This is a genomic window from Rhodococcus sp. NPDC078407 (assembly GCF_044542515.1).
GTDB lineage: Bacteria > Actinomycetota > Actinomycetes > Mycobacteriales > Mycobacteriaceae > Rhodococcoides.
The window spans coordinates 39636-65009 of sequence record NZ_JBITUQ010000029.1 but is presented as its reverse complement, the minus strand read 5'-3'; the positions used below and the strand labels follow the sequence as shown (position 1 = coordinate 65009).

Below are 25374 nucleotides of genomic sequence, written 5' to 3'. Positions count from 1 at the left end.
TACGCCTCGACGGCCTGAGCCCGGTGCGATACCGAGCCCAGGCCCTCGCAGCCTAGGATTTGCATTAGCAGTCCAACCCGCGGGGTCCAGTGCAGTGCAAAGTGCCATTCACTCGGAGCATCCCCGTGGGTGAATGAACCATTGCACGGGTCGGACGTATGCAAGGGTCCATTGACGCGGAGCAGGGGTGGGGTGAGCAGGGGTGGGGTGAACTGGGGGTGGGGTCAGGCAGGCTGCGCGCTGAGCAATCTCGCACAGCGCAGCAGACCCAGGTGACTGTAGGCCTGGGGATGGTTGCCGAGCGAGCGTTCGGCAATGGGGTCGTATTCCTCACTGAGCAGGCCGGTCGGCCCTGCGGCGCTGACGAGTTGGGCGAACAGAGCCTCGGCCTCGGCGCGCTGTCCCACCAGTAGGTATGCCTCGACGAGCCAGGCGGCGCACAGGTGGAAGCCGCCTTCGCCGCCGGGCAGTCCGTCGTCGTGACGGTAGCGGTAGACCGTCGATCCGCTGCGCAGTTCGGTTTCCGTGGCGGTGACGGTGGCCGCGAAGCGTGGGTCTGCCGGGTCGATCAGGCCGGACAGTCCGATGAACAGTGTCGCGGCGTCGAGGTCGGTGCCGTCGTATGCGGCCGTGAAGGATTGCACCTCCTCGTTCCACCCGTTGGCGAGCACTTCCTCGCGGATGGTCTCGCGCAGAGCAGCCCACCCGGGTTCGGCTGTGCGGCCGAAGGCTTCGGCCAGTCCGAGAGCGCGGTCGACGGTGATCCAGCCCATCACCTTCGAGTAGACGTGGTGGCGAGGATTGTCGCGGATCTCCCAGATGCCGTGGTCGGGCTCGAACCACCGACGCTCGACGGCTTCCACCATGGCCCGCACGAGTTCCCAGTCGTCGTCGGACAGGCCGTCCTCGGATCCCTTGGCTCTGCGGGCGTGGGCGAGGGCGGAGACCAACTCGACGATGGGGCCGAAGACGTCCAGCTGAACCTGTTGGTTGGCAGCGTTTCCCACGCGTACCGGGCGCGATCCGGCGTACCCGGGCAGTTCGTCGATGACGGCTTCCGGCGGGAGTCCGAGACCCCAGATCGTGTAGAGCGGGTGCAGCCGCTCGGGGCCGGCCACCGATTCGAGTACCCCGTGGATCCAGGAAAGGTAGTTTTCGGCCTCGGCCACCGATCCCACGTCGACCAAGGCGGCTGCGGTGAGGGCGGCGTCGCGCAGCCAGCAGTAGCGGTAATCCCAGTTACGCACTCCGCCGATATCTTCGGGCAGTGAGGTGGTGGCGGCGGCCATGATCGAACCGGACTCGGCGTGTACCAGGCCACGTAGCGTCAGGGCGGATCGCTTCATCAGATCGCGCTTGAGCGGCGGCAGATCCAGGCCGTCGGCCCAGTCCTTCCAGTAGCTCTCGGCGGCACGGCGACGCTCCACCTCGGCCCAGGGGTGCGCGCTCAGATCGTCTGTGCCGAGCCGTAATTCGAGCACGATCGGCCCGTTCGAGGGATCGATCTCGGCATGTGCGGTTTGCTCGGACCCGTCGGAGACGATGTTCCACGTGACGCCGGGGCTGCGTAGCACCATCGGGTCGGCAGTGCCGAGAATACGCAGGCCGTCGACGTCGGGTTCCAGTGACGCCCATGCCTTTCCGAATTCCGGACGCGGCGCGAAGGTCACCACGGCGGTGGCCTTGCCGGTGATGACGCGGGTCAAGGAGGTTTGGCCCTGGCCGATGTCGTGCGGCAGGTAGTCGGTGACCTGCAAGCTGGCCCACTTGGTCTGCACGGTCATCGTGCCGTCCACGTACTGCTGGCTCAGCGGCAGTGATGCGCGGGTGGGTCCGACGCTGAAGTGGCCCGCCTGATCGCCGCCGAGCAGGTGCGCGAACACCGCCGCGGAATCAGGCTCGGGGTGACACAGCCAGGTGACGTCGGCGTCGGGGGTCAGCAATGCGACGGCGTTGGGGCTGGCCAGCATGGTCAGACGCTCGATGCGTGGGGCGTCGGCTCCCGAAAGCCATTGCCGGCGTTCCTCGAGCAAGAAAGCCAGAGCCAGTGCGACCTGCTCGGTGCTGTCGATGCGGAATTCGGCGAGGGTGTCGCCCGGGCCGATCTTGACCCCGATGTCCGGTCCGTGCAGGTGCCCGAATGCCTTCTCGTCGGTGACGTCGTCGCCGAAGAAGACCGCGGCGGTGGACGCTTCCTGATGACGGAGAATGTCGAGAGCGACGCCCTTGTCGGTGACGATGACGGCGAGCTCGATGACGGACTTGCCCTCGGTCACCTGAACGCCGTCCCGCGCCGCAGCGCCGGAACGCACGGCCGCGAGGGCTTCCTCGCCGGCGGCGGTCTCGGCGTTGCGGACGTGGAGCGCGACGCTGGCCGGCTTGGTCTCGATACTCACGCCGGGATGGGCGTCGGCGATGGTTTGGAGTTCGCCGGTGATCAGGACGAGGAGCTTGCGGGCGTCCTCGTCGATGGCGTTGACGAATCCGGCGTCGAACTCACTTCCGTGACTGCCCACCAGCTGCACTTCGGACGGCAGCCGCGAGAGGATCGCGAGGTCGCGGAGTGCACGACCGGAGATCACGGCGGCGTTGGTGCCGTCCAGAGACGCGAGCCCACGCATGGCGCTGACCGACTCGGGGTGCGGGAAGGCCTTCTGCGGGTCGGAGACGATCGGCGCCATGGTGCCGTCGTAATCGGACGCGACGAGCAGACGCGGAGTCCGAGCTACTCCAACGAGCGCGCGGCGAAGTTCGAGCGGCAATTCGAGAGCAGTCACGCGTCGAATCTAGGCGATGAACGCAGGGTGGGCGTACCTGGCTTCGGACGCCCGGGGTGTCACTGCTGGTCGGGCACCAGACCGGGTGACGGCGGCGCACCCGAGGCCGCGGACATCGAGGCCGCAGATTTGGTGACGATGGCCAACATGGCGCGCTGTGCGGCGTCGGCGTCGCCGGACTGGATCGATGATGCGACCACTCCGTGCAGGCGGATGGCCTCGGGGTCTGCTTGACGCGACATCAGGGCATGCCGGGTGCGTCCGACGAGGACTTCCACGACGATGTCGGACATCGACCGCAACATCGGATTGCCCGACGCGGCGAGCAACGTGCGATGGAAGTTGCAGTCGTGTTCGAGATACGCGTCGGAGTCGGCGGCCCGAGACGTCGACGACATTCCGATGACGGCCGCAGTCAACGCACCGCACTGCTCGGGCGTCGCACGATGGGCTGCAAGCTTGGCCGCCAAAGGCTCGATACCGGAACGCAATTCGCTGAGCAGTAAAAGCTGCTCGGCACGCGCTGGTCCGGCCAGTTGCCAGCGGATGACGACCGGATCCAGGGAGTTCCAATTGTCGGAGCCCTGCACGGTGATTCCGACGCGCCGCCGCACGGTGAGCAGTCCGAGGGACTCGAGCACGCGAACCACTTCCCGTACGACGGTCCGCGACACGGCGAACCGCACTGCGACGTCGTCCGCCGAGATGCGAGTGCCGCCCGGGATCGCGCCGCTCACGATGTCGCGACCGAGCTCGTCGAGCACGGAATCGTGCAGTTGGCGGAAGTCGCTGGTCTCGGTCATGTCCGGTCGATCGTCCCACGGGTTGCCCGGATTCTCGCGTCTGTCCGATCTGCCCGAGCTCGATGGAGGAGTATCGAGGGATGGCAGCGGAGACGACAGGCAGAGCGCATCATCCGGTTCTCGTAGTGATGGGAGTGTCCGGATCGGGCAAGTCGACGGTGGCGGGCATCCTCGCCGGAGCGTTGAAATGGGACCTGCAGGAGGGCGACGACCTGCATCCGGACGCCAACGTGGCCAAGATGGCGGCCGGTGAACCGTTGACCGACGAGGACAGGTGGCCGTGGCTCGAGGTGATCGCGGAGTGGATCACCGACCACACCACGACGGGCCGGTCCGGGATCGTGACCTGTTCGGCACTCAAGCGGTCGTACCGGAACGTGCTGAGCGCCGCGTCGCGAGAAGGTGCGGAGGTGATCTTCGTGCATCTGGCGGGAACCAAGGACCGGATCAGCGGACGCCTGAACGCTCGGATGGATCACTTCATGCCGTCCTCGCTCCTCGACACGCAGATCTCGACACTGGAGCCACTCGAGGAGGACGAGAACGCCATCGTCGTCGACATCGGCCCGCCGCCGACCAAAATCGCCGAACGGGTGCTCGTCGAGCTCGAAAAGCGCGCGGGAATGTCGGAGAGTCACTGATTGCCTTGGGGTCGGCCTTGGTCCGCCGGCCGTCTTGGGATCAATGTGACATCGACTCGCTCAGACGTTGTGAATGGCCCATTCACCCAGAACAGGGCGGTCGAAGCCGAGCCGGTGAAGTGCCGAACGTTGTAGGTGCGCGCCCATTTCAAGCAAGCGTGCTTGCTTTTAAGTACTACGAATGAACGAAAGGGCTTGTAAAAGTACGACGAATGCGCGAAGGTGAGCTTGTTCACTTTGTAGTGAGGAGACAGCTCATGGTGCGAGGCGCACCCGCCAGGCCCGTCCAACTTCCCGTCCCCAACGCAGATGTGTGGGACTGGCAACTCGACGGCCTTTGTCGAGGTCTGGACTCGTCCGTGTTCTTCCACCCCGAGGGGGAACGAGGCCGCGCTCGCTCGTCCCGCGAGAAGGCTGCCAAGCAGGTCTGCGGCCGGTGCCCGGTCCTCGAACAATGCCGCTGGCATGCACTCGAATCCAACGAGCCGTACGGAGTGTGGGGCGGAATGTCTGCACACGATCGCGCCGACTTCTACCGCGGAGCAGTCCGCAGCGCCTGATCTGCCGTTCGAGTGAACCTGTCGGTGGTCTCGTGTTTCATCACGACTCATGAACAAGGTCCTGCGTGCCACGCTCGTCAGTGCGGTCGTCATCACCACCGTCATCGGAATTGCGTCGTTCGTGCTGAGCTTCGCCGCGCTGTGGGATCTCGCCACCATGGCAGGGGTCCCGCGATCGCTGTCGTGGTTGTGGCCGGTGATCGTCGACGGCACCATCCTCCAAGCGACGATCTCGGTCATCGCGCTCGCCCAATTCGAGGATCAACGCAGTGGCCGACGCTTCTTCTGGGGCGTGTTGATCACCGCGGCCCTGGTCAGTATCGGCGCAAATGCCATGCACGCGTTCATATCCGACGCGGGCACGCTCCACCCCGCGCTGTCGGCGGCCATCGCGACGGTCGCCCCGGTGAGTCTGTTGGCCGCGACACACGGACTCGGCATTCTGGTGCGCATTCCAGCAGAACTGCCCGAGACCGCGACCATTTCGGCGACCGACGAGCCGATGGCAGTCGTTCCGAAGGCCGAACAGTCACGACCGATCGAGCAGCCACAACCGGAAGTCCGCACGCCTGCGCCGGCAATGCCGGTCCAGTCGACCCCGCTGCCGGATCCCGGCCCTGACGAAAACCTGCGCGCTCTCGACAACACCCACACCCTCGAGGACACCCGCACCATCGAAGACACCCGCACCGTCGACAACAACCGCCGGGTGCAATCGATGCCCGAATCCTCGGTGCGTGTCGTCGAACCTCTCGACGAGGTGGATCGCTGGATTCTCGACGAGGAACGGGTGGACGACCTCTATCCCGTCGACGCCCCGTGACATCCGGTGGCACCATCGAGTGATGAGTCAGAACTTGCCGAGATGCGTCGTTCCCGAGAAGCCGAAGCCCGGCCAGGAGTCCGTCTGGGATTACCCCCGTCCACCCGCGCTGGAGTCCTCGAACCGTTCCCTCGTCGTTCGGCTCGGAGGCGAGGTGATCGCCCGCACCACCGCCGCTTACCGGGTTCTCGAAACCAGCCATCCGCCTACCTGGTACATCTCGCCGGCGGACGTGATTCCCGGCGCGTTGACGCCGTCCCAGGCACGGTCGACGCACTGCGAGTGGAAAGGTGCGGCAACCTACTGGGACGTGCGCGGCGGAGACGTCGTGGCAGAGGCGGCCGGGTGGAGCTACGAGAATCCGACGCCGCGCTTCGCCGCGATCGCGGGTTACCTGGCGTTCTCGCCCAGCCGGCTGCAGTGCGAGATCGACGGGGAAGCCGTCCGGCCGCAGGAAGGCGGGTTCTACGAGGGTTGGATCACCGATGACGTCGTCGGCCCGTTCAAGGGAATCCCGGGCTCCTACGGCTGGTGATCACTCATCCCGCGGGCAGCAGAGCCCGAGGGATGATCTGAATCGAACTGGCCGCTCCGGGGTCGCTGCCGGTCACCAGCACGTCCCCGGTGCGCGGATCGACCGCAACGGAGTTGGCCTGCGTCACCGTCGGGACGTCGCCGAGAATTCGCGGAGCAGCGGGATCCGCCACGTCGACCACCCGCAGCAGGTTCGACGCGGTCAGCGTCACGTACAGCAGCTGACGGTCGGGGTCCACGGCGAGCCCGTACGGGTTGCCCGGTGCGTCGATCGACGCGATCTGTCGAATACCGCCGGCGTCATCGACCGATGCGAGGAGGACGGCTCCGCCGTCGGTGTCGGCGAACCCGGCGGTCGACTCGTTCACCGTCACCGCATGCGTTAGCTTGACTCCGATCGGGGCCTGCCCGACCTCTTGCTGCGTCGTACCGTCGTAGACCCACACGCCGTTGCCCTGCACGTCCGCGACAGCTGCGTACCGACCGAGTGCCGCCACTCCACCGGGCTGGACGGGCCCCGGCGGTAGCTCCGACAGCACCGAGCCGTCGCGAAGGAAGATCACTCCTCCACCCATTTCGTTGGTGGCCACGATCGTGCCGTCGGAGGTCGAGACGGCGTCGTGCGGCTGTCGGCCGACGCCGGTGGCGGTCGAGAGAATCGCGCCGTCGGCGAGTGAGACCTCGACCAGTTCGTCACTGCCTTCGAGCGGTGCGAGCACCGGGCCGTCGGGTCCGGCGAGGGAGAGATGCCGTGGTGCTCCGGTCGTCGACACCATCTGGCGCACGACGCCGGTTGCGGCGTCGAACAGCACGAGGCCGTCGGGTTCCCGGACCGCGGCCGCAGCAATCCCGGATGTTCCGACCACGACGCCCTCGGGAGCGCCGGAGAAGGGAACTACGGTGCCGATCGGGTCGGCCGAATCCGGAGCCTGTGCGGGCTCGGCTGCTGGAGTCGTTGCGGGAGTGGACGGTTCGGTGGGCGACTCGGCGCCAGAGCATCCGGTCACCAGTACACAGGCGGTCGCCACCGCCCACAGGCGCGCCCTCATCGGCCGTACCGCTCGAAGTGGAGGGCGTCGTCGAGGGGACGCCGGGTGCGCCAACCGAAGCGCTCGAGATCCGGTACCTCCTGGAACGACTCGACCGGGCCGACGCACAGCCACGCGATCGGACGGATCGGAGCGGGGATGTCGAGCAGTTCGGTGAGGTACGCCTCGTCGTAGAACGAGACCCAGCCGACGCCGACGTTCTCGGCAATAGCTGCCAGCCAGAGGTTCTCGATCGCGAGAACAGCGGAGAACAAGCCGGTGTCGTCGACGGTGTCCCGGCCGAGCACGTGCCGTCCGCCGCGGTCGGGATCGTAGGTGACGACCACTCCGGTGCCGCTGGTCTCGATTCCCTCGATTCGGATGGGATCGAACGTCTTGCGCCGCTCGGCGTCGAGCTTGTCGGCGAAGTCCTGTCGACAGCCTGCGACATGAGCGGCAAAGGCGTTCAACGTGTCGGGCTTGCGGACCACGACGAAGTCCCACGGCTGGGTGTTTCCGACGCTCGGAGCCTGATGCGCCGCACCGAGGATGCGTCGCAGCGTGTCGTCGTCGACGACGGTTCCATCGAACTCGGCCCGCACGTCGCGTCGAGATCGAATTGCGGCGTACACCGACAACGCAGCTTCGGTCATGAGATCCGTTCTCCTGTAGCAGTGTTCAGGCGGCTGTCGAGGTCGGCGACAAGTTCGGGCAGCCGTTCCGGTGAGGTGGGTCTGCCGAGGTGGTAGCCCTGAGCGCGCCCGCATCGCAGCTCGCGTAACGCGGTCATCGTCATCTCGTCCTCCACGCCCTCTGCGGTCACCGACAACCCCAGCGTACGGGCGAGCTCGACCGTCGATCGCACGATTGCGGCATGCGCGGGATTCTGGATCATCCCACCGACGAAGGTGCGGTCCATCTTGAGCTCCTGCACCGGCAACCGTTCGATGTACGCGAGCGAGCTGTAGCCCGTGCCGTAGTCGTCGATGGCGACCTGGACGCCCATCGCATGCAGTATCGACAGTATTTCGGTTGCCCCCACCGGATCGGTCATGGCCGAGGTTTCGGTCACTTCCAGTGTCAATCGATGTGCAGGGCAGTGAGAGTCGGCGAGTGCTGTACGTACCTGCTCGATCAGGGTCTCGTCGAACAGGTTGCGGGTCGAGATGTTGACGGCGAGCTGCAGATCGAGTCCGGCGCTCGCCCACAGTCCACGTTGGGCCAATGCGCGAGTGAGGACGTAGTTCGTCAGCGGGCGGATGAGCCCGGTGCGTTCGGCGGTGGGTAGAAAGGCGCTGGGCGAGAGCACTGTGCCGTTGGGGTGATTCCACCGCAGCAGCGCCTCCACGCCGACGACCGTCATCGACTCGAGATCGACCTGCGGCTGATAGTGCAGTTCCAGCTGATCCGATTCGAGGGCGGTGGTCAGCTCGCCGAGCATGATCAGTTGGTCGCTGGTGTCCCGGTCCATCGATCGGTCGTAGAACGCGATGCGCGACTGGGTTGCCTTCGCGGCCTGGACGGCGAGATCGGCGCGCTGCACCATGCGATCGGGACTGGCCTCGTCCTCGCCCGAGGCCGCGGGAAGGCTCGACGCGACTCCCACACTCACCTCGATCAGCAGCGTCATGTTGTCCACCTCCAACGGGGCCGCGAAGCGTCGCTGAATCTCGTGCGCCAGCTCGATCGGGTCCATCGAATCCGCCGTCCCGCACAGTGTGAATTCGTCACCTGCCAAGCGCGCCAACAAGATCGAATCGTCGACGACACCTCGTAGTCTGTCGGCGACCACCATGAGAACCTGATCACCCAGACCGCGTCCGAAGGTGTCGTTGATTTCCTTGAACCGGTCGATATCGACCGTCAACAGCGTGGTGTCACCGGCGTTCTCCCACATCCTGTGTTCGAGAGCGCGCAGATTGGCCAGACCGGTGAGGTGATCGGTATCGGCGACAGCCCGAAGCTGCACGGTTCGGGTGTGCAGCAACCGCAGCAGATCGGTGATGCGCAGGATCACCAGAAACACCAACGCGACCGCACACAGCAGTACTGCCCAGCCCCACTGCGCGATCGGCTCGTCGCGGATCACCTCGATGAACATGACCACCGGAGCCGTCAGTGTGGCGGCGGTCAGCACGACGACAGTCGGGGTGGTGAACGACGCCATCAGATGGGCGTCGGGCTCGATCTCGGGGCTCGTGATGCGTCGCATCGACGGATGCAGGGCGGCAACGCCGATGAGGACGTAGGACATGGTCCACCCGACGTCGAACAGGGAGCGATCCGACGGCGACTCCGAGATGATGGAGAAGTTGTCGAAGACATCGGTGACGACCAGTAGTAGAACTGCCGCCGTCAGCAACCGGTAGGACAGGGCGCGCCACTGCCGTGAGCCGACGAAGTGGGCCAGCAACCCCAGCAGAAAGACGTCCATGGCAGGGTAGGCCACCTCGACCAGCCCGGCGGTACCCGAGATGCCGTCGTTGCCGAGCGAAGGCTGGACGGCGAACACCCAGGTGAGCAATCCGAACGCGACCATGACGATGGCGCTGTTGGCGACGTGACCGCGCTCGCTCGCACGCCACCTGTGCCGGACGAGCAGGAACAGGCCGAACCCGTAGATCGGGTAGGCCACGAGATAGACCGCGTCGGCGAGCGACGGGTCGGGGACGCTGCCCCGCGTGACATGGATCCACTGGAACACGATGTCGCCGACGACCCAGAGCCCGGTGCCCAGCGCGATGGTCAGCCATGCAGTGCGGTTGCTCGGCCGGTGCAACCTGGTGCCGATCACCGTGGCGGCCACGGCCGACGCACCGACGACGACGAAGATAGTCTGAGCCAGGAAGATGCTCGGAACTGCCAGGTAGGCGACGCAGCCGAGTACGCCGAGGGCCGCGTACCACCGCCACCAGGCCGTCACGATTCTCTCCAGCCGTTCACGCCGATCCGACGTCTTCAACAATGACACACTCGGTGATCTGGGTCACTTCCGCGTTCCCGATCGGTCGAGTTGAGTCGTCCGACTCTGTCGGAGCCCCGTGCGACCATGGATTCGTGGAGTCGAACAATCCGAGCCTGGCAAGCATCATGCATGCCGACCTCGACTCCTTCTATGCCTCCGTGGAACAGCGCGACGACCCTCGGCTCCGCGGTAAGCCGGTCATCGTCGGCGGGGGAGTGGTGCTCGCCGCCAGCTACGAGGCCAAAGCATTCGGCGTGCGGACCGCGATGAGCGGCGGCCAGGCCAGAGCCGTATGCCCGCAGGCCATCGTGATGCCGCCGCGCATGGAGGCGTACTCGCAGGCGAGCAAGGACGTGTTCGACGTCTTCCACGACACCACACCGCTGGTGGAGGGGATCTCCATCGACGAGGCGTTTCTCGATGTCGGCGGTTTGCACAGGATTGCGGGCAGCGCCGCCTCGATCGGTGAGCATTTGCGCCGGGACGTCGCCGAGCAGGTGGGGCTGCCCATCACCGTCGGGATCGCGACCACCAAGTTCCTGGCCAAGGTGGCCAGTGCCTTCGCCAAACCGGATGGGCTCCTACTGGTTCCGCCCGGCGGCGAGCTCGACTTCCTGCACCCGCTGAACATCGAAAGACTCTGGGGTGTCGGCAAAGTGACCGCCGAGAAATTGCACGTTCTCGACATCCGGACGGTCGGCGACATCGCGGCGTACGGCGAGCGGTCCCTGGCCTCGGTGTTGGGTAAGGGCGCAGGAGCGCACCTGTATGCCCTGGCCATGGGCCGTGATCCCCGACGCGTGCAACCCGGCAAGTCGCGCAGCTCCATCGGCGCGCAACGGGCACTGGGCCGCGGCAGACACGACACCGCCGAGGTGGAGGCGTCGTTGATCGGTTTGGTCGATCGAGTCACGCACCGAATGCGCGCGGCGGAACGAACCGGCCGAACGGTCATGTTGCGCTTGCGTTTTGCCGACTTCACTCGTGCCACCCGGTCGCAGACACTCGGCCGCGCCACCGCCGACACCCGGGACATTCTCGACGTTGCACTCGAATTGCTCCGCGATGCGGCTCCGCTGATCGACGAGAAGGGCATCACCCTCATCGGCGTCACCGTCTCGAGTATCGACAAGGGCGGCGCGGAGCAACTGGAACTGCAGTTCGACGCACCGCAGGTGCGCACGCCACCGGAGGCGTCGGCTCTCGACCGGGCTCTCGACGGGGTGCACAGGAAGTTCGGTTCCACCTCGTTGACGCGTGGGGTGTTGCTCGGCAGAGATCCGGGAGTCTCGGTACCTCTCCTGCCGGACTGATTGGTTGCGAACCGATTATGTGCGAACTGTGGGCTGCACCCGAAAACCGGTGGGCATCATGGTCAGTCGCTCCTGAACCTTCAGCCGATACGATGGATCGGCCTGCAGATCGAATCGCTGCAGAATGGTGCCGAGCACCAGGACGGCCTCGTGGATTGCGAATTGCCTTCCGATGCAGGCACGTTCACCGGTACCGAACGGCTTGTACACGTGCGCGGGGCGGGCCTTGATGCGATCGGGTAGGAAATTGTCGGGGTCGAAGTCGTTCGGATGCTCACCCCACACTGGATCGCGGTGCAAGGCCGTCACCAGAACGACGGCCCAGTCGCCGGCCGCCATGCGGTAGTCGTCGCCGATGACGGTGGCTTCCCGCGCGCCACGTCCGAACGCGGGAACCGTCGGCCACAGGCGTAGTGATTCGTCGAGGACTCGGCGGACGTACCGCAGTTTGGGGACTTGACCGAACTGGGGTTTGCCGGTGCCCCAGACCTCGTCGACCTCGGCGCGGGCGCGCTCGAACACCTCGGGGTGATTCGCGAGGTAATACAACGCAAAAGACAATGCGCCCGAGGTGGTCTCGTGCCCGGCGATCAGGAACGTCAGAATTTGGTATCCGATGTTGGCTTCGCTCAGTGCATTCGGATTGTCGGCATCTTTCGCCGCGTCCATCATGATCTGCAGCAGGTCGCTGAACTCCTCGGAGGAACGGCGGCGCGTCCTGACGACATCGGCGAGAACATCGGCCAAGTACTGCTTGTTGTGCGCGTATCGGCGATCGGATCGCGCGAAAAGCGGCTTTGCGAACGCAGGGATGGACAGCAGTGCTCGCCGCTGGTTGTAGGTCAGCGCACCGACCATGGCGGCAACGAACGGGTGCGGCTCGGCGCGTGCGAACGAGCCGAAGGTGTAGCTGAAGCCGGTACGGCCGATGGTCTCGAGCGTCAACTTCGTCATGTCCGAGGAGACGTCGGTCGATGTGCCACTGCGGGAACGACTTTCCCAGTGCTCGATCAGATCGTCCGCGACATCGACCATGATTTCGTGGTATCCACGCATCGCTCCCGCGGTGAACGCCGGACGCAGAAGATCATGGGCGCGTTGCCAGTTCGGCTCGTGACTGTACGCGGTGAACAGTCCGTCGGCTCCGATGTCGCGCAGATTCTCGACACCTGGGGGCAGGAACTTCTCGAAGCGCTTCTCGTCGCACAACTCGCCCACCACGTCGGCGCCGGAGGCGAAGACGAAGCGTCGGCCGAGAATTTCGCGCTCGAACATCGGGCCGAGCCGGCCGGCCAGGACGGTCGAGTCCTGAAGCGGGGTGCGGGGATCGACGCCGATGAGGTCGCCGAGAACCGGGAGACGGTAAGGGGGATGCGGTAGCGAGCCGTTTCGCACCGCGGACTGTGTCGACATCGCCGCTCCATGGTCTGGGTCTGTTGAATCGGTGTGCAATAGTGACCGTACTCACTGTTGAACTCGTGTCAAGTAAAGTTCGAGGCCCATGACTCGAAAGCGGATGACCCCGGCGCAACGGCGTGCACACCTGCTCGAGATCGGTTCGTCCATGTTCGCCGAGTTGCCATACGAGGATGTGTGGATCGAGGACGTCGCCGACCGCGCGGGGGTCTCACGCGGGTTGATGTACCACTACTTCCCGTCCAAGCGGGAGTTCTTCGTCGAGATCGTGCGCACAGAATCCGCTCGCAACCTCGCTGCCACCGCGCCGGACACGTCGCTGCCGGTCCTCGAGCAGGTCGCAGCAGGCCTCGACGCGTACATCGCCTACTCCGACGAACATGCGCACGGCGTTCGGGCCGTCAACCGCGGCGCGTTGCTCGGCGACCGGCTGATCGACGACATTCTCACGCAAGAATTCGCTGTCCAGCAGGAGCGGATCCTCGCCGCGCTGCCCGCGGCATTCGCGGACGACGAGATGGTACGGACAGCGCTGCGTGGCTGGATCGCCTTCGTGCGAGCGGTCTGTCTGGACTGGGTCGAGCGCAGGACTCTCGACCGCGAGCAGGTCCGTGAACTGTGCCTACGCGCACTGTCAGGTCTTCTCGAGCAGTGAGTTGCGGCGCTATCGTCGACGTATGTGCCGAAACATCACCACCTTGCGGGGGTTGGAACCGCACGCGACCGACGATGAGATCGAAGCAGCCGCGCGGCAGTACGTCCGCAAGATCAGCGGCGTGCAGAAGACATCCGACGCCACCCGCGATGCCTTCGAAACGGCCGTCGCCGAGGTGACGGCAACGACGCATCGGCTCCTCGATGCGCTGCCGGAGCGGCGGCAGCCACCTCCCACGGTGCCGCCGCTGAGGCGTCCGGAAGTGCAGGCAAGACTGGCTGCGAAAACCGGGTCCTAACGCGTGCTGTCCGGCGGGACAGCGGGGAGTCCCTCACTGACGCGCAGTTTCTCGGCCATCGAGCTGAGTAGATTCTGCGATTCCTCCGACAGGTCGAACGCCCGTGCGGACAGGCGGCGTAGACCGTATCCCTTCAGCTGGGTGAGCAATTCGAGATCATGGTCGACCTTGTCCGCATAGATGTCGTCGAAGAAGTAGTCGGGCTTGACCTTGAAGAAAGCTGCCAGTGCCGTGACGGTGTCGGTGGAGGGGTTGGTGCGTTGCCCTGATCGCAGCTGCGAGATGTACGGCTTGGAGATATTGCGTCCGCGCAGGGCGAGAGCGTCCGCGACCTCGGCATTGGTGTGCGGCTTGCGCCCCGGCGGGTGGATCGTGGAGAACAGGTGATTCAGACGAGCGGCGAAATCAGCGGACATCGGGGATGTGGTTGCCTTCCTGACACGACCGCTGCCCACCGGGCAGATCGATCCGCCGCGGACCGAACCGGTTGATAGTAGCGGCTACTTCGCGTCTGCCGGACCATGGCTGACCTGCAGAAACTCGGACAAGGATCGTACTGATCGGTTTCTTGTCCGGGTGATTACTCCGCGCGGTTCCGGCCGGGCTGCCTCTGGTCGAGAAGGATCGAACGAATGGTTTTCCGCGGAACCGTCGGCACGATCGGAGCCTCGGTGGCAGACTGTCTTGCCAGGCGAAGGGGGTGGAGATGACCGGTCGTCGACGACGAACGTTCGATTCACGAGACGGTGACGCCGAGGTGGTCGAACCGCTGTTGCGTGCCGTGCTGTCCTACGCTCCGCGGGACGAGTCGCCCACGCCGCATCCTTCCGAGGGAATCACCCTGCGAGCCGAGAACGGCTCCGGGTACATTCGGCTCGAACTCGCCATTGCGGGAGATCTCGGCGCCGGCATTCCCGGACCGTTCGGATCCAGGTTCTACGAGTGCGAATCATTCGAAATCGTTGTACCGCAACGAGATCCGGATGACGACGCGCTGCTGATGATTCATCTTCTGGATCCGCGGGCTCCGCACAGATTCGAGTTCACGACATCCATGCCGCCGCTGTGGAGTTTGCGGCTCGAACACGACGGCTCGGTGTCGGTACTGGACCAGGCGGGTCAGGCCGTGATCTTCATCGGTCGCCCGTGGGCATTCGACGGCGACCTACAGCCGGTGCACGTGCACTACACCATCGAGAACGGCCGACTGGTGCAGAACGTCAGAGCCACTGCGGATACCGGGTACCCCATCCTGATCGACCCCGACCCCGACGCCATCATCACCGGAGACGGACGACTCGTCACCGAGGCCTGGACCCCGCGACTGGTGGCAGGCGGAATCGTCGAGGTCATACCGCCGAAGTCGCTGTCGAGCTGAAGGCGTTGCAGCGCAATCAGAACGGATCGTGCTGAACGTGCTCCATCGGGGTCCCGACCTTGCGTAACGCGTAGAGCGTGGTGCGCACCATCGAGGGCGACCCGCAGACCAGAATCTGTCGATCGGCCCACGAGCCGAATTGGGTGACGACCTTGCCCACTGCGCCGTGCAGCCGATGGTGCATTCCCCACGGCAGTTCACGCGGCGGGCCGGAGTACCACCACGGATCCTCGAGGTGCTCGGTCACCGGCACCACCGTCAGCCACGGGTTCGACAGCGACAGTTGCCACAGAGTGTCCAGATCGTAGAGATCGCACGGATACGTCCCGCTGACGAACAGATGCACCCGCGGATTGTTGCTTCGCTGTGCCATGTCCATCACCTGAGCACGCAGCGGAGCCAGGCCCGTGCCCCCGGCGATCATCAACACGTCCTCACCGATGGTGCGATCGACGTGCATTCCGCCCAGCGGCGGACTGATCAGCCACCGATCACCGACTGCCGTCTCGGTGACCATCGCCGGCGATACCCAGCCCCCGGAGACGCGTCGAACATGGAATTCGATCTCGCCGTACGGGTTGCTCGGAATCGACGGAGACAGATACCGCCACAACTTGGATCGCTGCGGAATCTGCACGCTGACGTATTGGCCGGGGAAGTAGGGAATCTCGCCGTCGGTCTTCAATCGCACCACCGCGAGGTCGTCGGAGTGCCGTTGGTGTTCGACGACGGTGGCGCTCCAATACGGCGGTAGCTCGTCGTCGTCCGCGGCGGCGGCCATCGCGTTGCTCACCACCGTGAGGGCGTCGTGCCACGCCGTCTCGACCTCGTCGGTCCACATCTCGTTGCCCGAGAACGTGCGGAATGCACTGATGAGCGCGGAGCTGCCCGCGCGGAAGTGTGCGCCCGAGATCCCGTGCTTGCGATGGTCCCGGCCGAGTTGTTCGAGAAACGGTTCGACGCGGCTGTCGTCGTCGAGATGTTCGAAGACGTAGCCGATTGCCAGCACGAAGTGGTCGCGAAGTGCGTCCATCGAGGCGGGAAACAGGGATCGGAAGTCGGGATATTCAGCGAAGAGGTGGGCGTAGAAGGACCGCGAGAGGCGGGCTGTTCCATCCGGAGAGGCCACGACGGATTTGAAACCGGCACGGACAAGGGAGATCGTGCGCGCGTCGAGCATCGATCAACCTCCACCCCACCTGTTACTGCTGTCGACCGTCACCAAAGTAGACCGATCGAGACGTTCGCGCGAGAGGGCTCTTTCGTCGTGCGCGTTTTGCGCCCCTCCAGGTACGCAAAACGCGCACGACAAAAAACTAAGGTTGAGCGGAACAGACTCAACTTGTCTATGGTTGTACCCAGCGACACGCACTTACCGATCCGAGAAAGAAGGTGACCGGTGGACAGTTTCACTCCCACCACGAAGTCGCAGGCAGCACTTTCCGCTGCCCTGCAGGCCGCATCCGCGGCCGGCAACCCGGACATCCGTCCGGCACATTTGTTGGTGGCGTTGCTCGATCAGACCGACGGCATCGCCACCCCACTGCTGAAGGCCGTCGGCGTCGACCCCGCAACGGTGCGTCGAGAAGCGCAGAACCTCGTCGACCGCCTGCCCTCGGCATCCGGTTCGACCACCACTCCGCAACTCGGCCGTGAAACTCTCGCCGCGATCACCGCAGCGCAACACCTGGCCACCGAACTCGACGACGAGTTCGTCTCCACCGAACACCTCATGGTGGGTCTCGCAGGTGGAGATTCCGATGTTGCGAAGCTCCTGTCCGGCCACGGTGCCGGACCCAACGAGTTGCGCGACGCATTCCAGGCCGTCCGTGGCAGCGCCAGGGTCACCAGCGCCGATCCCGAGAACACCTACCAGGCGCTGGAGAAGTACAGCACCGACCTGACCGCGCTGGCCCGAGAAGGCAAGCTCGATCCCGTCATCGGACGCGACACCGAGATCAGGCGTGTCGTCCAGGTGCTGTCTCGGCGTACCAAGAACAACCCGGTGCTCATCGGCGAGCCCGGTGTCGGCAAGACGGCAATCGTCGAAGGGCTCGCCCAGCGCGTCATTGCCGGCGACGTTCCGGAGAGCCTGCGCGGCAAGACCGTCGTGTCGCTCGACCTCGGTTCGATGGTCGCGGGAGCGAAGTTCCGCGGTGAATTCGAGGAGCGGCTCAAGGCCGTGCTCGACGACATCAAGAACTCCGCAGGTCAGGTCATCACGTTCATCGATGAACTGCACACCATCGTCGGTGCCGGAGCGACCGGTGAATCGGCGATGGATGCGGGCAACATGATCAAGCCGATGCTCGCCCGCGGCGAACTGCGACTCGTCGGTGCGACGACCCTCGAGGAGTACCGCAAGTACATCGAGAAGGACGCCGCCCTCGAACGCCGCTTCCAGCAGGTCTACGTGGGTGAGCCATCGGTCGAGGACACCGTCGGCATCCTGCGCGGACTCAAAGAACGCTACGAGGTGCACCACGGCGTTCGGATCACGGACTCCGCCCTTGTCGCCGCCGCTTCCCTGAGCGACCGGTACATCACCGCCCGGTTCCTACCCGACAAGGCCATCGACCTCGTCGACGAGGCCGCGTCGCGTCTGCGCATGGAAATCGACTCTCGCCCGGTCGAGATCGACGAGGTCGAACGCGCAGTGCGTCGCCTCGAGATCGAGGAGATGGCCCTGGCCAAGGAGACCGACGAGGCGTCGAAGGCTCGGTTGGACAAACTGCGTCAAGAACTCGCCGACCTGCAGGAGAAGCTGGCCGGGCTCAGCACACGCTGGCAGAACGAGAAGAACGCCATCGACTCCGTGCGGACCCTCAAAGAGGAGCTCGAGAATCTGCGCGGCGAATCCGACCGCGCCGAACGCGACGGCGATCTCGGCAAGGCCGCCGAGCTTCGGTACGGACGGATTCCGACGCTCGAAAAGGAACTCGCCGCCAAGACCGAGGCCTCACCTGCCCAAGGCGACGTGATGCTCAAGGAGGAGGTCGGTCCGGACGACGTCGCCGACGTGGTGGCGGCCTGGACCGGAATTCCGGCCGGCCGAATGCTGGAAGGCGAAACTGCCAAGCTGCTGCGGATGGAAGACGAACTCGGCAAGCGAGTCGTCGGACAGAAGGATGCAGTGCAGGCGGTGTCCGACGCCGTCCGACGCTCCCGCGCCGGGGTGGCCGACCCGAACCGTCCGACGGGCTCGTTCCTGTTCCTCGGACCCACCGGTGTGGGCAAGACCGAGCTCGCAAAAGCGTTGGCGGAGTTCCTCTTCGACGACGAACGCGCGATGGTGCGCATCGACATGAGCGAGTACAGCGAAAAGCACTCCGTCGCTCGCCTCGTCGGTGCCCCTCCGGGCTACGTGGGATACGAGGCCGGCGGCCAGCTGACCGAGGCGGTCCGTAGGCGTCCGTACACGGTCGTGCTGTTCGACGAGGTCGAGAAAGCGCACCCCGATGTGTTCGACATCCTGCTCGCAGTGTTGGACGAAGGACGTCTGACCGACGGCCAGGGCCGAACCGTCGATTTCCGCAACACGATTCTGATCCTCACCTCGAACCTCGGCGCCGGCGGCACCAAGGAGCAGGTGATGGACGCGGTGCGGCGTTCGTTCAAGCCCGAGTTCGTCAACCGACTCGACGACGTGGTGGTGTTCGACGCACTGTCCGAGGACCAGCTCGAGTCGATCGTCGACATCCAACTCGGCTTCCTCACCAAGCGGCTGGCCGCTCGACGGCTGACGCTGGAGGTGTCGTCGCCGGCGAAGATGTGGCTCGCGGCTCGCGGCTACGACCCGCTCTACGGAGCGCGGCCGCTGCGCCGACTGATCCAGCAGGCCATCGGAGATCAACTGGCGAAACTGCTGCTCGCCGGCGATGTCCAGGACGGCGACGTGGTGTCGGTCAACGCGAGCCCGGACGGCGAACGGTTGATCCTGGGATAGCGGTAGGTGAAACGGGCCCGCGCGAGCGGGCCCGTTTTGCTGTCCCACGGGTCGTTCCGCAGCCTCCAGCCCTGTTCCTTCGGGTGGGTACCCTCGTGGAATGACGAATCCGGACGACCCGCGAGCACCCCGAGATCGCGATCAGGACGCAGCGCAGCAGCCGGACTCGAACCAGCCGACCCAGAACTACGGGCACCCAGGTGCCCAGCAGTATCCGGACGCCCAGCAGTTCCCAGGTGCCCAGCAGTATCCAGGTGCCCAGCAGTATCCGGATGCCCAGCCGACCGAGGCGTATCCGACGCAGGCTTATCCGAGTGCAAATCCGGATCCGCAGGCCTATCCGCCGGGTTACCAGCCGACTCAGGTCTTTCCTCCGTACGACCCGCAGGACCAGGCGGCCGCCAACCAGGCCTACGGGCAGACGCAGCAGTTCGGGCACACACAGCAGTTCGGGCAACCGCAGCAGTTCGGGCAGACACAGCAGTTCGGGCAACCGCAGCAGTTCGGGGGCGCGCCGCCGCCGGAGGAGCCGTTCGCCACTCGCTCGGGTGGGAAGGGCCCACGTACGTGGCTTCTGGTGTTGCTCTGGTTCGTGGTGTTGGCGGTGGTGGTCGTCGCGGGGATCGCGTTTCTGGGCGGCAGGTCCGACGAGCCGGGAACCGCCGCGGCACCGTCGACGTCGATCAGGCCACCCACGTCCAGCGCGCCCACGACCACCCCGCAGCCCACCGAATCGGGTGCCGCCACCACGCCTGAGCTGATTCCAGGGGGCATTCCCGAGATCCTCGGTCAGCTCGGTTCGTCGGCCGGGACGATCACCGCGAACGACGGTTCGACCCTGACACTCGACGGCCTCGACGGCGCTCAGGTCACGGTGCAGACCACACCCCAGACCCAGATCATCTCGTTGTCCGGTAGCGATCTGGCGTCGCTGCCCGTCGGCGGTTTCGTCGTGGTGCAGGGCGAGCCCGTCGAGGACGGGACCATTCGCGCGAACGTCGTCATCGAAACTCCGAATTTGGGCGGATAAGTAACTCGAGTTGTTCCAGTGATCGCTCACAGGACCCGGTGGTGTTGGGCAGTGACGGTGTGGATGTCGATTAAGGTGGTGCGCGATGACGGCAATGTGGTTCGGCCTTGCGGCGATTGCACTGGTAGGTGCGGTGGCCCTGCTTTACATCGACAGGTCCAAGCGAGATCAGTCCGGGCGGCTGCGGCAGATGTGGGCCAAAGCGCAGAGCTACGACTATCGACCTCACGATCGAGAACTGGTCGGCCGGTTCTCTCGTGCTGCCCTGTCCAAACCCGAGTTCGACGTGGCTCTCGGAGTGGTCACCGGTGTTCGACGGGGTGAGGAGTTCGTTCTTTTCGACGTGGAAGAGACGGGCACCATCGTGGCCGTGCAGCGCGCGGTCGGTTCCGACGTCGACATAGACCTACGGCCCCGCTCGACGCCACCGCCGCGCGACGAGGACATGGAATTGCTCGGGTCCATCGGGCCGCGGGTGGTGTTCGCCACCGATATCGATATCGCTCGTCGGGTCTGCGACCAGCGTATGGCTGCCTTCACCGAATCCGTTCCGGAGCACCTTCAGCTGCTGTGGAGCGAGAAGGACTGGACCCTCGGACTGCTGCCGCTGGGCAGCTCGGGCCGTGATTGGGACGCCGCTATCGACGCCGTAGCGCGGCTGTCCGGTTTGCTGCACGTGCTGCCACCCGTGCGCGGTAGCGCGGTCTACGGCGCACGCGCAGGCGGCGGCGAGGTGGGCCGCGATCGTGGCGATCCGGGCCGCCCGCTGGTCCCCGAGGCACGTACACAGCAGCCCCACGGCGGGCAGCCGCAGCAGGCCCAGTCGGGGGTGTCGGAGCCACGCTCTGCCGAGCCCAACCGGCCCGAGTCGCGAGTTCGACCGCCCCAGGGTGGACACCCGCAGGTAGTGCGTCCTCAGGAACCTCGTCCGCAGGTAGTGCGTCCTCAGGAACCTCGTCAACAGGAACTCCGTGCTCAGGGCTCTCGCCCACAAGAACCCCGTGACCCCGAGGCGCGCCCGCAGGAACCAGGTCGCAGGCCGCGTCCGCCCCGGCCCGATGCGGCCGGCCCGCAGGCCGCGCGTTCGACGAATCCGTCGCGCCCGGCACCGCGTCCGCCGGCGTCGCGTCCCATTCCGTTCGATTCGGAACGTCGGCGCAATCAACCCTGACCCGATTCGGGCGTGTTAACAGGCTCGGAAGCGCAGACGCGGCTAAATTCGTACCTCGTGACGGTTTTCGTGGTTGTGTTCATCGTGGTTCTCGTCGGGTTGCTGGTCGCATACATAGTGAGCACGGCGCGTCGGCTGAGTCGGTACAGCGAGCAGACGGAGCAGAGCCTGCGGCTGGTCGAGGTGGAGCTCGAGCGGCGACGAACACTGTTGGTCCCGTTCCTCGAGGCCGCCGAGGCATCCGGGTTGTCCGCCGAGGCGGTGCGTCAGCTCGGCGGTGCCAGGTCGTGGTCCATGGCCGTGCGCGACCGCAAACTGGGACTATCGGCGCAGGCAGCCGCCGAGAATTCGCTGTCCGCCGCATTCCATGCCGTCCTCACCGAGGCCGATGCAGGTCGAAACGTGCTGGGCAACTGGGCATTCCAAGGACCGGCCGGGGAGCTCGGCGTCACCGAACGTCGTATTGCGGGTGCGGTGCGGGTGTACAACGACACGGCGTACCGGCTGTCCCAGGCGGTCGGCACCTTCCCGTCCTCGATCGTTGCCAAATCTCGTTCGATGACAGCCCCCGAACCGTTCGTGGAGACGAGGGAGCAGCTCGATGAGCAGTTGTCTTCTCAGGTTGCCGCGTAGCTGCAGTGCGGCGGGAGTCATGAGCCGACAGGAAAGAAACGCTCTGCTGTGGGTAAGTTCGTAGCGATCATCGAAGAACCGTGGCGCGACGAGAGGAACCCCGACATGGCCGACAGTGCCGCGAATTCGGACCGGCAGGAATTGGCTGATTTGGTGAAAGAGCTTGCCGTCGTGCACGGAAAGGTCACGTTGTCTTCGGGTAAGGAAGCCGATTACTACGTCGATCTGCGTCGGGCAACGCTGCACCATCGGGCGGGTGCGCTGATCGGCAAGCTGATGCGAGACCTGGTCTCCGATTGGGATTTTGTGTCTGTCGGCGGATTGACCATGGGCGCAGACCCGGTCGCGATGTCGATCATGCACGCCGAGGGTCGTCCGATCGACGCGTTCGTGGTGCGCAAGGCAGCCAAGGCGCACGGGATGCAGCGTCAGATCGAGGGACCGGACATCGTCGGCAAACGTGTTCTGGTGGTGGAGGATACGACGACGACCGGCAACTCGCCCCTCACCGCCGTCGCAGCTCTGCGGGACGCCGGCGCGACGGTCGTCGGAGTGGCCACGGTGGTGGACCGGGCGACCGGAGCGGACGAGGTCATCGCGGCCGAGGGACTCGAATATCGATCACTGCTCGGCTTGGCGGACCTCGGCCTGTAGCCCCGGTCGCGAGATCCCCTGCTAGCGAACGAGCTGCGCGACGACGACGAAGTTGTCGTCGGTGGGCTCGCCGCCCTGGACGTCGCAGTTGGCCAGGATCAGTCGACCCGGTACCGACTTGCGGAGTTCGTTGTCGGCGAGCAGTGATCCCTTCGGAAGTGGGCCCACCGTTTCGACCGCGTATTGCAGAGTTCCGTTGGCAGTCCGCAGCGCGACGGTGTCGCCCGGGGTCGCCACCCGCAACGCCTTGAACGGGGCATCCCGCTTCGAATAGTTATGTCCCGCAACAACTACCGTTTTTTCGGTCGAGGTTCCCGGCATGCCGCTCTCGGCCCACCAGGCCGGCAATTCGTCCACCGGGTTCAGTACCTGGCCACTTTCCCCGCCGCGGTAGAGCGGATCGGGATGGATGGGGCTGCTCAGGTAGGTGGTGCCGTCCGACGACCTCAGCTCGATGTACTCCGGCTGAGCGGGAGCGACGTCGATCGCCGGCGCAGCCGCGGAAATCTGCGACTGCACCGGCGAGCGATCAGGTGCGGCGATCTTGACTTCGTCACTCGCACAACCTGATACGAGTAGAACGAAGGCCAGGATCGCCGTCCACAGCCAGCGGGTGTTACGAGGTGGCATCGGTGGAGCTGCGACGACGCAGGTAGAACGCGCCACCCGCAGCGGCCACTACGACCACTCCGACTCCGGCCAGGATCACCGGGGTGTTGGACGAGCTGTCCGATGCGCCCGACGCCTCGTCGGAGGCGTCACCGAGAGCGAGATCGACCGGCGGCAGTTCTCCGGCAACGCTGACGACACCGTCCTCTTCGGTGGTGAAGTAGTCCGCGACGGTGAACGATCCGTCCTCGTTCTTGACGCCGACCAGGGAGACGCCGGTCTTGTCGACGACGACGGTGTTCTCGTCGACCTCGGTGACCGGAACATCCTCGCGGACGGTGTCGCCGAGGTTGATGGTCCAGCTGAACTTCGGTCCGCTGGCGGCCAGTTCGGCAGCCTCGGCCTTGAGATCGGCCTCGACCTTCGCTGCGGCGTCCGCCTTTGCCTTGGCGGTCGTCGCGGTTTCCTGAGCGGCGGTCAGTGCGGCCGCTGCGTCCGTGGCGTTGGTCTTGGCCGTAGCGGCTGCCTCGGTCTTGGCCTGCAGATCTGCATCTGCGGCCACCACTGCTGCGTCGGCATCCACGACTGCCTGTGCGGCGTCGGCTGCAGCCTGCTCGAGGTCTGCGATATCGGCATCCGACGGCGCGGCGTCGAGGGCGGCCTGGGCTGCGGTTGCTGCCTCGGCCTTGGCTTCGGCGTCGGCCTTGGCAGCGTCCGCTGCTGTCCTGGCGTCGGCGGCGGCCTTCTCGGATTCGGTTTCCTCACCCGCTGCGGCCTCGGCAGCGGCTTCGAGGTTCGCGGCGTTCTGCTCGGCCATGGCGGCTACTGCGGCCGCAGTCTGTGCCTCGACGTGCAGGGCGAGCGACTTTGCCGCGGTCGCTGCGGCGGCGCGGGTGGCCGCGACCACCTTGGCGAGGTTGAAGTTCTTGAACGACTCCTGCAGCGCCGCGACCGACTCTTCCACTGCCTTGTTCGACGCGTCGGCCTCGGCCCGTGCGGTGACGGCAAGCTCTGCCTTGGCATCGGCGTCGACACGCGCCGCGTCGGCAGCGGCGGTGGCTTCGGGATCACCCGAAACCGCTGCGGCCTCGAGCTCGACGGCCAGGTCTTCTGCCGTCTTGGCGTCGGCTGCGGCCTGATCGGCTGCGGCCTTTGTCTCGTCGGCGTCGGTCTTCAAGTCTGCTGCGGTGTTCTTGGCGGCCGTGACTGCAGCGCTTGCAGCCTGGCTCTGAACCTTGGCCGATGCAGCCGCCGTGACGGCAGCCTTTGCCTTGACATCGGCTTCGGCCGCGGCAACCTCGGCCTTGGTGGCGTCGGTGCTCGCTTCGGCCTCGGCTGCCTTGGCGGTGTCGAGGCGCACCTGAGCCGCGGCGGATGCTTCAGCGGCAAGCTTGCTTTCCGCTTCCGCGTCGGCGATTGCCTTCTTCTCGGCGTCGGAAAGCTGCGGGATGATGTCGAGGCTGACGGTCGCGGTGCCGTCGTCGTTCATGACGATGCCGGGGACGATCTGAGGCAGGGGGCGAATGGCCGAGGGGGCTTCGGGGGCCGGGACTGCAGCTTCGACGCCTGCTGCCGCATCCTGGGGGGTCACCGACGGGGCGGGTGCTTCGATTTCCCCGTCGACGGAGGCGTCGGCTTGGCCTTCGGCGGTGCCGGATCCTTCGGTGCCTGTGCCCTCTTCTTCGGTCGGAGCACCGGATTCGGCACCGTCTTCGGTGGCTGGCTGCTGCTGTTCTTCGGAGCTGTCTGCTGTGCCGGACGGCTGAGCACTGGCGATTCCCGGTGCAACGATGGAGAGGGACAGTGCCATGGCGGCCCCGGCTGCGGCGAGGCGCGCCTTCTTGGACCTGGCGATCGACTTCTGCGACATGGAGATTGTGGCCCTTCGGTCAGTGGCAGCATCGTGCTGCGCGCACCCGCCCTCCCACGCGGAACGGGTGTTGTTGGTGAGTCACACGAACAACCGTGATGAGGGGAACCGTAAACCAACCGTCCGGTCCTACCTACGGAAAAAGTGTTTACCTGAGAATTGGTTATGAAAGTGTTACTGATGAGACTGGTGTTACTTGTGTGGTCTTCGACGCAGAGCGACGGCCGAGATGCGTGATCTCGGCCGTCGTGCAGAACGGTTCGTATCTAT

The 25374-nt window shown here is 65.5% G+C and carries 23 protein-coding genes; 13 read left to right on the top strand and 10 right to left on the bottom strand.

Annotated elements, in window-relative coordinates:
- Positions 1-224: 224 nt before the first annotated feature.
- Both otsB and ACIGGF_RS22520 read right to left on the bottom strand, forming a co-directional pair.
- Positions 225-2777: a trehalose-phosphatase gene (gene otsB / locus ACIGGF_RS22525; protein WP_397523383.1), complete on the bottom strand. Its 2553-nt coding sequence runs from the start codon at positions 2775-2777 to the stop codon at positions 225-227.
- A gap of 59 nt (positions 2778-2836) precedes the next feature.
- On the bottom strand, positions 2837-3580 hold the full coding sequence (locus ACIGGF_RS22520) for a FadR/GntR family transcriptional regulator (protein ID WP_397523382.1): 744 nt from the start codon (positions 3578-3580) through the stop codon (positions 2837-2839).
- An 80-nt stretch (positions 3581-3660) separates the two neighbouring features.
- Between ACIGGF_RS22520 and ACIGGF_RS22515 the strand changes: the two genes are divergently transcribed.
- From ACIGGF_RS22515 to ACIGGF_RS22500, 4 genes are all read left to right on the top strand, one after another.
- Positions 3661-4221, top strand: coding sequence for a gluconokinase (locus ACIGGF_RS22515; protein WP_397523381.1), 561 nt, complete (start codon positions 3661-3663; stop codon positions 4219-4221).
- A gap of 257 nt (positions 4222-4478) precedes the next feature.
- Positions 4479-4781 carry a WhiB family transcriptional regulator gene (locus ACIGGF_RS22510; protein WP_397523380.1) on the top strand — a complete coding sequence of 101 codons (303 nt, stop codon included), beginning with the start codon at positions 4479-4481 and terminating at the stop codon, positions 4779-4781.
- Positions 4782-4830: 49 nt separating this feature from the next.
- Positions 4831-5604, top strand: coding sequence for a DUF2637 domain-containing protein (locus ACIGGF_RS22505; protein WP_397523379.1), 774 nt, complete (start codon positions 4831-4833; stop codon positions 5602-5604).
- Positions 5605-5626: 22 nt separating this feature from the next.
- Positions 5627-6139: a DUF427 domain-containing protein gene (locus ACIGGF_RS22500; protein WP_397523378.1), complete on the top strand. Its 513-nt coding sequence runs from the start codon at positions 5627-5629 to the stop codon at positions 6137-6139.
- 4 nt (positions 6140-6143) lie between these two features.
- On the opposite strand, the gene ACIGGF_RS22495 is transcribed toward ACIGGF_RS22500, so the two are convergent.
- Genes ACIGGF_RS22495 through ACIGGF_RS22485 form a run of 3 tightly spaced genes read right to left on the bottom strand, consistent with a single transcriptional unit; the run spans position 6144 to position 10089 of the window.
- On the bottom strand, positions 6144-7187 hold the full coding sequence (locus ACIGGF_RS22495; protein WP_397523377.1) for a YncE family protein: 1044 nt from the start codon (positions 7185-7187) through the stop codon (positions 6144-6146).
- The gene (gene bluB, locus ACIGGF_RS22490; RefSeq protein ID WP_397523386.1) at positions 7184-7804 is read right to left on the bottom strand and encodes a 5,6-dimethylbenzimidazole synthase; all 621 of its coding nucleotides are present in this window, start codon (positions 7802-7804) and stop codon (positions 7184-7186) included. Before bluB ends, ACIGGF_RS22495 begins: the two co-directional genes overlap by 4 nt.
- 11 nt (positions 7805-7815) lie before the next feature.
- Complete coding sequence (locus ACIGGF_RS22485) at positions 7816-10089, bottom strand: putative bifunctional diguanylate cyclase/phosphodiesterase (RefSeq protein ID WP_397523376.1); 2274 nt, start codon at positions 10087-10089, stop codon at positions 7816-7818.
- Between the two features lie 167 nt (positions 10090-10256).
- Between ACIGGF_RS22485 and dinB the strand changes: the two genes are divergently transcribed.
- Positions 10257-11444: a DNA polymerase IV gene (gene dinB, locus ACIGGF_RS22480; protein WP_397523385.1), complete on the top strand. Its 1188-nt coding sequence runs from the start codon at positions 10257-10259 to the stop codon at positions 11442-11444.
- Between the two features lie 15 nt (positions 11445-11459).
- On the opposite strand, the gene ACIGGF_RS22475 is transcribed toward dinB, so the two are convergent.
- Positions 11460-12857 (bottom strand): cytochrome P450, encoded by a 1398-nt coding sequence (locus tag ACIGGF_RS22475; protein WP_397523375.1) that lies wholly within the window; start codon positions 12855-12857, stop codon positions 11460-11462.
- Between the two features lie 88 nt (positions 12858-12945).
- Here ACIGGF_RS22475 and ACIGGF_RS22470 point away from each other — a divergent pair, with 88 nt between their 5' ends.
- Positions 12946-13515 (top strand): TetR/AcrR family transcriptional regulator, encoded by a 570-nt coding sequence (locus ACIGGF_RS22470; RefSeq protein WP_397523374.1) that lies wholly within the window; start codon positions 12946-12948, stop codon positions 13513-13515.
- A 22-nt stretch (positions 13516-13537) separates the two neighbouring features.
- On the top strand, positions 13538-13813 hold the full coding sequence (locus tag ACIGGF_RS22465; protein WP_397523373.1) for a DUF2277 domain-containing protein: 276 nt from the start codon (positions 13538-13540) through the stop codon (positions 13811-13813).
- Here ACIGGF_RS22465 and ACIGGF_RS22460 read toward each other — a convergent pair.
- The gene (locus tag ACIGGF_RS22460) at positions 13810-14229 is read right to left on the bottom strand and encodes a helix-turn-helix domain-containing protein (protein ID WP_397523372.1); all 420 of its coding nucleotides are present in this window, start codon (positions 14227-14229) and stop codon (positions 13810-13812) included. The genes ACIGGF_RS22465 and ACIGGF_RS22460 overlap by 4 nt on opposite strands.
- Positions 14230-14519: 290 nt before the next feature.
- Between ACIGGF_RS22460 and ACIGGF_RS22455 the strand changes: the two genes are divergently transcribed.
- Complete coding sequence (locus ACIGGF_RS22455; RefSeq protein WP_397523371.1) at positions 14520-15191, top strand: hypothetical protein; 672 nt, start codon at positions 14520-14522, stop codon at positions 15189-15191.
- Between the two features lie 16 nt (positions 15192-15207).
- On the opposite strand, the gene ACIGGF_RS22450 is transcribed toward ACIGGF_RS22455, so the two are convergent.
- Complete coding sequence (locus ACIGGF_RS22450) at positions 15208-16371, bottom strand: globin domain-containing protein (protein WP_397523370.1); 1164 nt, start codon at positions 16369-16371, stop codon at positions 15208-15210.
- Positions 16372-16590: 219 nt separating this feature from the next.
- On the opposite strand from ACIGGF_RS22450, the gene clpB reads away from it, so the two are divergent.
- From clpB to pyrE, 5 genes are all read left to right on the top strand, one after another.
- Positions 16591-19137 (top strand): ATP-dependent chaperone ClpB, encoded by a 2547-nt coding sequence (clpB, locus tag ACIGGF_RS22445; protein ID WP_397523369.1) that lies wholly within the window; start codon positions 16591-16593, stop codon positions 19135-19137.
- A gap of 100 nt (positions 19138-19237) precedes the next feature.
- On the top strand, positions 19238-20167 hold the full coding sequence (locus ACIGGF_RS22440) for a DUF5666 domain-containing protein (RefSeq protein ID WP_397523368.1): 930 nt from the start codon (positions 19238-19240) through the stop codon (positions 20165-20167).
- A gap of 85 nt (positions 20168-20252) precedes the next feature.
- Positions 20253-21338 carry a hypothetical protein gene (locus ACIGGF_RS22435; protein WP_397523367.1) on the top strand — a complete coding sequence of 362 codons (1086 nt, stop codon included), beginning with the start codon at positions 20253-20255 and terminating at the stop codon, positions 21336-21338.
- Between the two features lie 57 nt (positions 21339-21395).
- On the top strand, positions 21396-21971 hold the full coding sequence (locus ACIGGF_RS22430; RefSeq protein WP_397523366.1) for a LemA family protein: 576 nt from the start codon (positions 21396-21398) through the stop codon (positions 21969-21971).
- A 105-nt stretch (positions 21972-22076) separates the two neighbouring features.
- On the top strand, positions 22077-22625 hold the full coding sequence (gene pyrE / locus ACIGGF_RS22425; RefSeq protein WP_397523384.1) for an orotate phosphoribosyltransferase: 549 nt from the start codon (positions 22077-22079) through the stop codon (positions 22623-22625).
- Positions 22626-22646: 21 nt separating this feature from the next.
- Here pyrE and ACIGGF_RS22420 read toward each other — a convergent pair whose 3' ends face one another.
- Both ACIGGF_RS22420 and ACIGGF_RS22415 read right to left on the bottom strand, forming a co-directional pair.
- On the bottom strand, positions 22647-23255 hold the full coding sequence (locus ACIGGF_RS22420; protein ID WP_397523365.1) for a class F sortase: 609 nt from the start codon (positions 23253-23255) through the stop codon (positions 22647-22649).
- The gene (locus ACIGGF_RS22415; RefSeq protein WP_397523364.1) at positions 23242-25104 is read right to left on the bottom strand and encodes a hypothetical protein; all 1863 of its coding nucleotides are present in this window, start codon (positions 25102-25104) and stop codon (positions 23242-23244) included. The genes ACIGGF_RS22420 and ACIGGF_RS22415 overlap by 14 nt, the downstream gene beginning before the upstream one ends.
- Between the last annotated feature and the right edge of the window lie 270 nt (positions 25105-25374).

Excerpts from the sequence above, each read along its gene's own strand:
- pyrE (WP_397523384.1), top strand. The coding sequence starts at position 22,077 with ATGGCCGACAGTGCCGCGAATTCGGACCGGCAGGAATTGGCTGATTTG.
- ACIGGF_RS22460 (WP_397523372.1), bottom strand. The coding sequence starts at position 14,229 with ATGTCCGCTGATTTCGCCGCTCGTCTGAATCACCTGTTCTCCACGATC.
- ACIGGF_RS22500 (WP_397523378.1), top strand. The coding sequence starts at position 5,627 with ATGAGTCAGAACTTGCCGAGATGCGTCGTTCCCGAGAAGCCGAAGCCC.
- ACIGGF_RS22435 (WP_397523367.1), top strand. The coding sequence starts at position 20,253 with ATGACGGCAATGTGGTTCGGCCTTGCGGCGATTGCACTGGTAGGTGCG.
- ACIGGF_RS22510 (WP_397523380.1), top strand. The coding sequence starts at position 4,479 with ATGGTGCGAGGCGCACCCGCCAGGCCCGTCCAACTTCCCGTCCCCAAC.
- ACIGGF_RS22475 (WP_397523375.1), bottom strand. The coding sequence starts at position 12,857 with ATGTCGACACAGTCCGCGGTGCGAAACGGCTCGCTACCGCATCCCCCT.
- ACIGGF_RS22420 (WP_397523365.1), bottom strand. The coding sequence starts at position 23,255 with ATGCCACCTCGTAACACCCGCTGGCTGTGGACGGCGATCCTGGCCTTC.
- ACIGGF_RS22440 (WP_397523368.1), top strand. The coding sequence starts at position 19,238 with ATGACGAATCCGGACGACCCGCGAGCACCCCGAGATCGCGATCAGGAC.
- dinB (WP_397523385.1), top strand. The coding sequence starts at position 10,257 with ATGCATGCCGACCTCGACTCCTTCTATGCCTCCGTGGAACAGCGCGAC.
- ACIGGF_RS22520 (WP_397523382.1), bottom strand. The coding sequence starts at position 3,580 with ATGACCGAGACCAGCGACTTCCGCCAACTGCACGATTCCGTGCTCGAC.
- ACIGGF_RS22465 (WP_397523373.1), top strand. The coding sequence starts at position 13,538 with ATGTGCCGAAACATCACCACCTTGCGGGGGTTGGAACCGCACGCGACC.
- ACIGGF_RS22495 (WP_397523377.1), bottom strand. The coding sequence starts at position 7,187 with ATGAGGGCGCGCCTGTGGGCGGTGGCGACCGCCTGTGTACTGGTGACC.
- ACIGGF_RS22470 (WP_397523374.1), top strand. The coding sequence starts at position 12,946 with ATGACTCGAAAGCGGATGACCCCGGCGCAACGGCGTGCACACCTGCTC.
- ACIGGF_RS22415 (WP_397523364.1), bottom strand. The coding sequence starts at position 25,104 with ATGTCGCAGAAGTCGATCGCCAGGTCCAAGAAGGCGCGCCTCGCCGCA.
- ACIGGF_RS22450 (WP_397523370.1), bottom strand. The coding sequence starts at position 16,371 with ATGCTCGACGCGCGCACGATCTCCCTTGTCCGTGCCGGTTTCAAATCC.
- ACIGGF_RS22515 (WP_397523381.1), top strand. The coding sequence starts at position 3,661 with ATGGCAGCGGAGACGACAGGCAGAGCGCATCATCCGGTTCTCGTAGTG.
- ACIGGF_RS22455 (WP_397523371.1), top strand. The coding sequence starts at position 14,520 with ATGACCGGTCGTCGACGACGAACGTTCGATTCACGAGACGGTGACGCC.
- ACIGGF_RS22505 (WP_397523379.1), top strand. The coding sequence starts at position 4,831 with ATGAACAAGGTCCTGCGTGCCACGCTCGTCAGTGCGGTCGTCATCACC.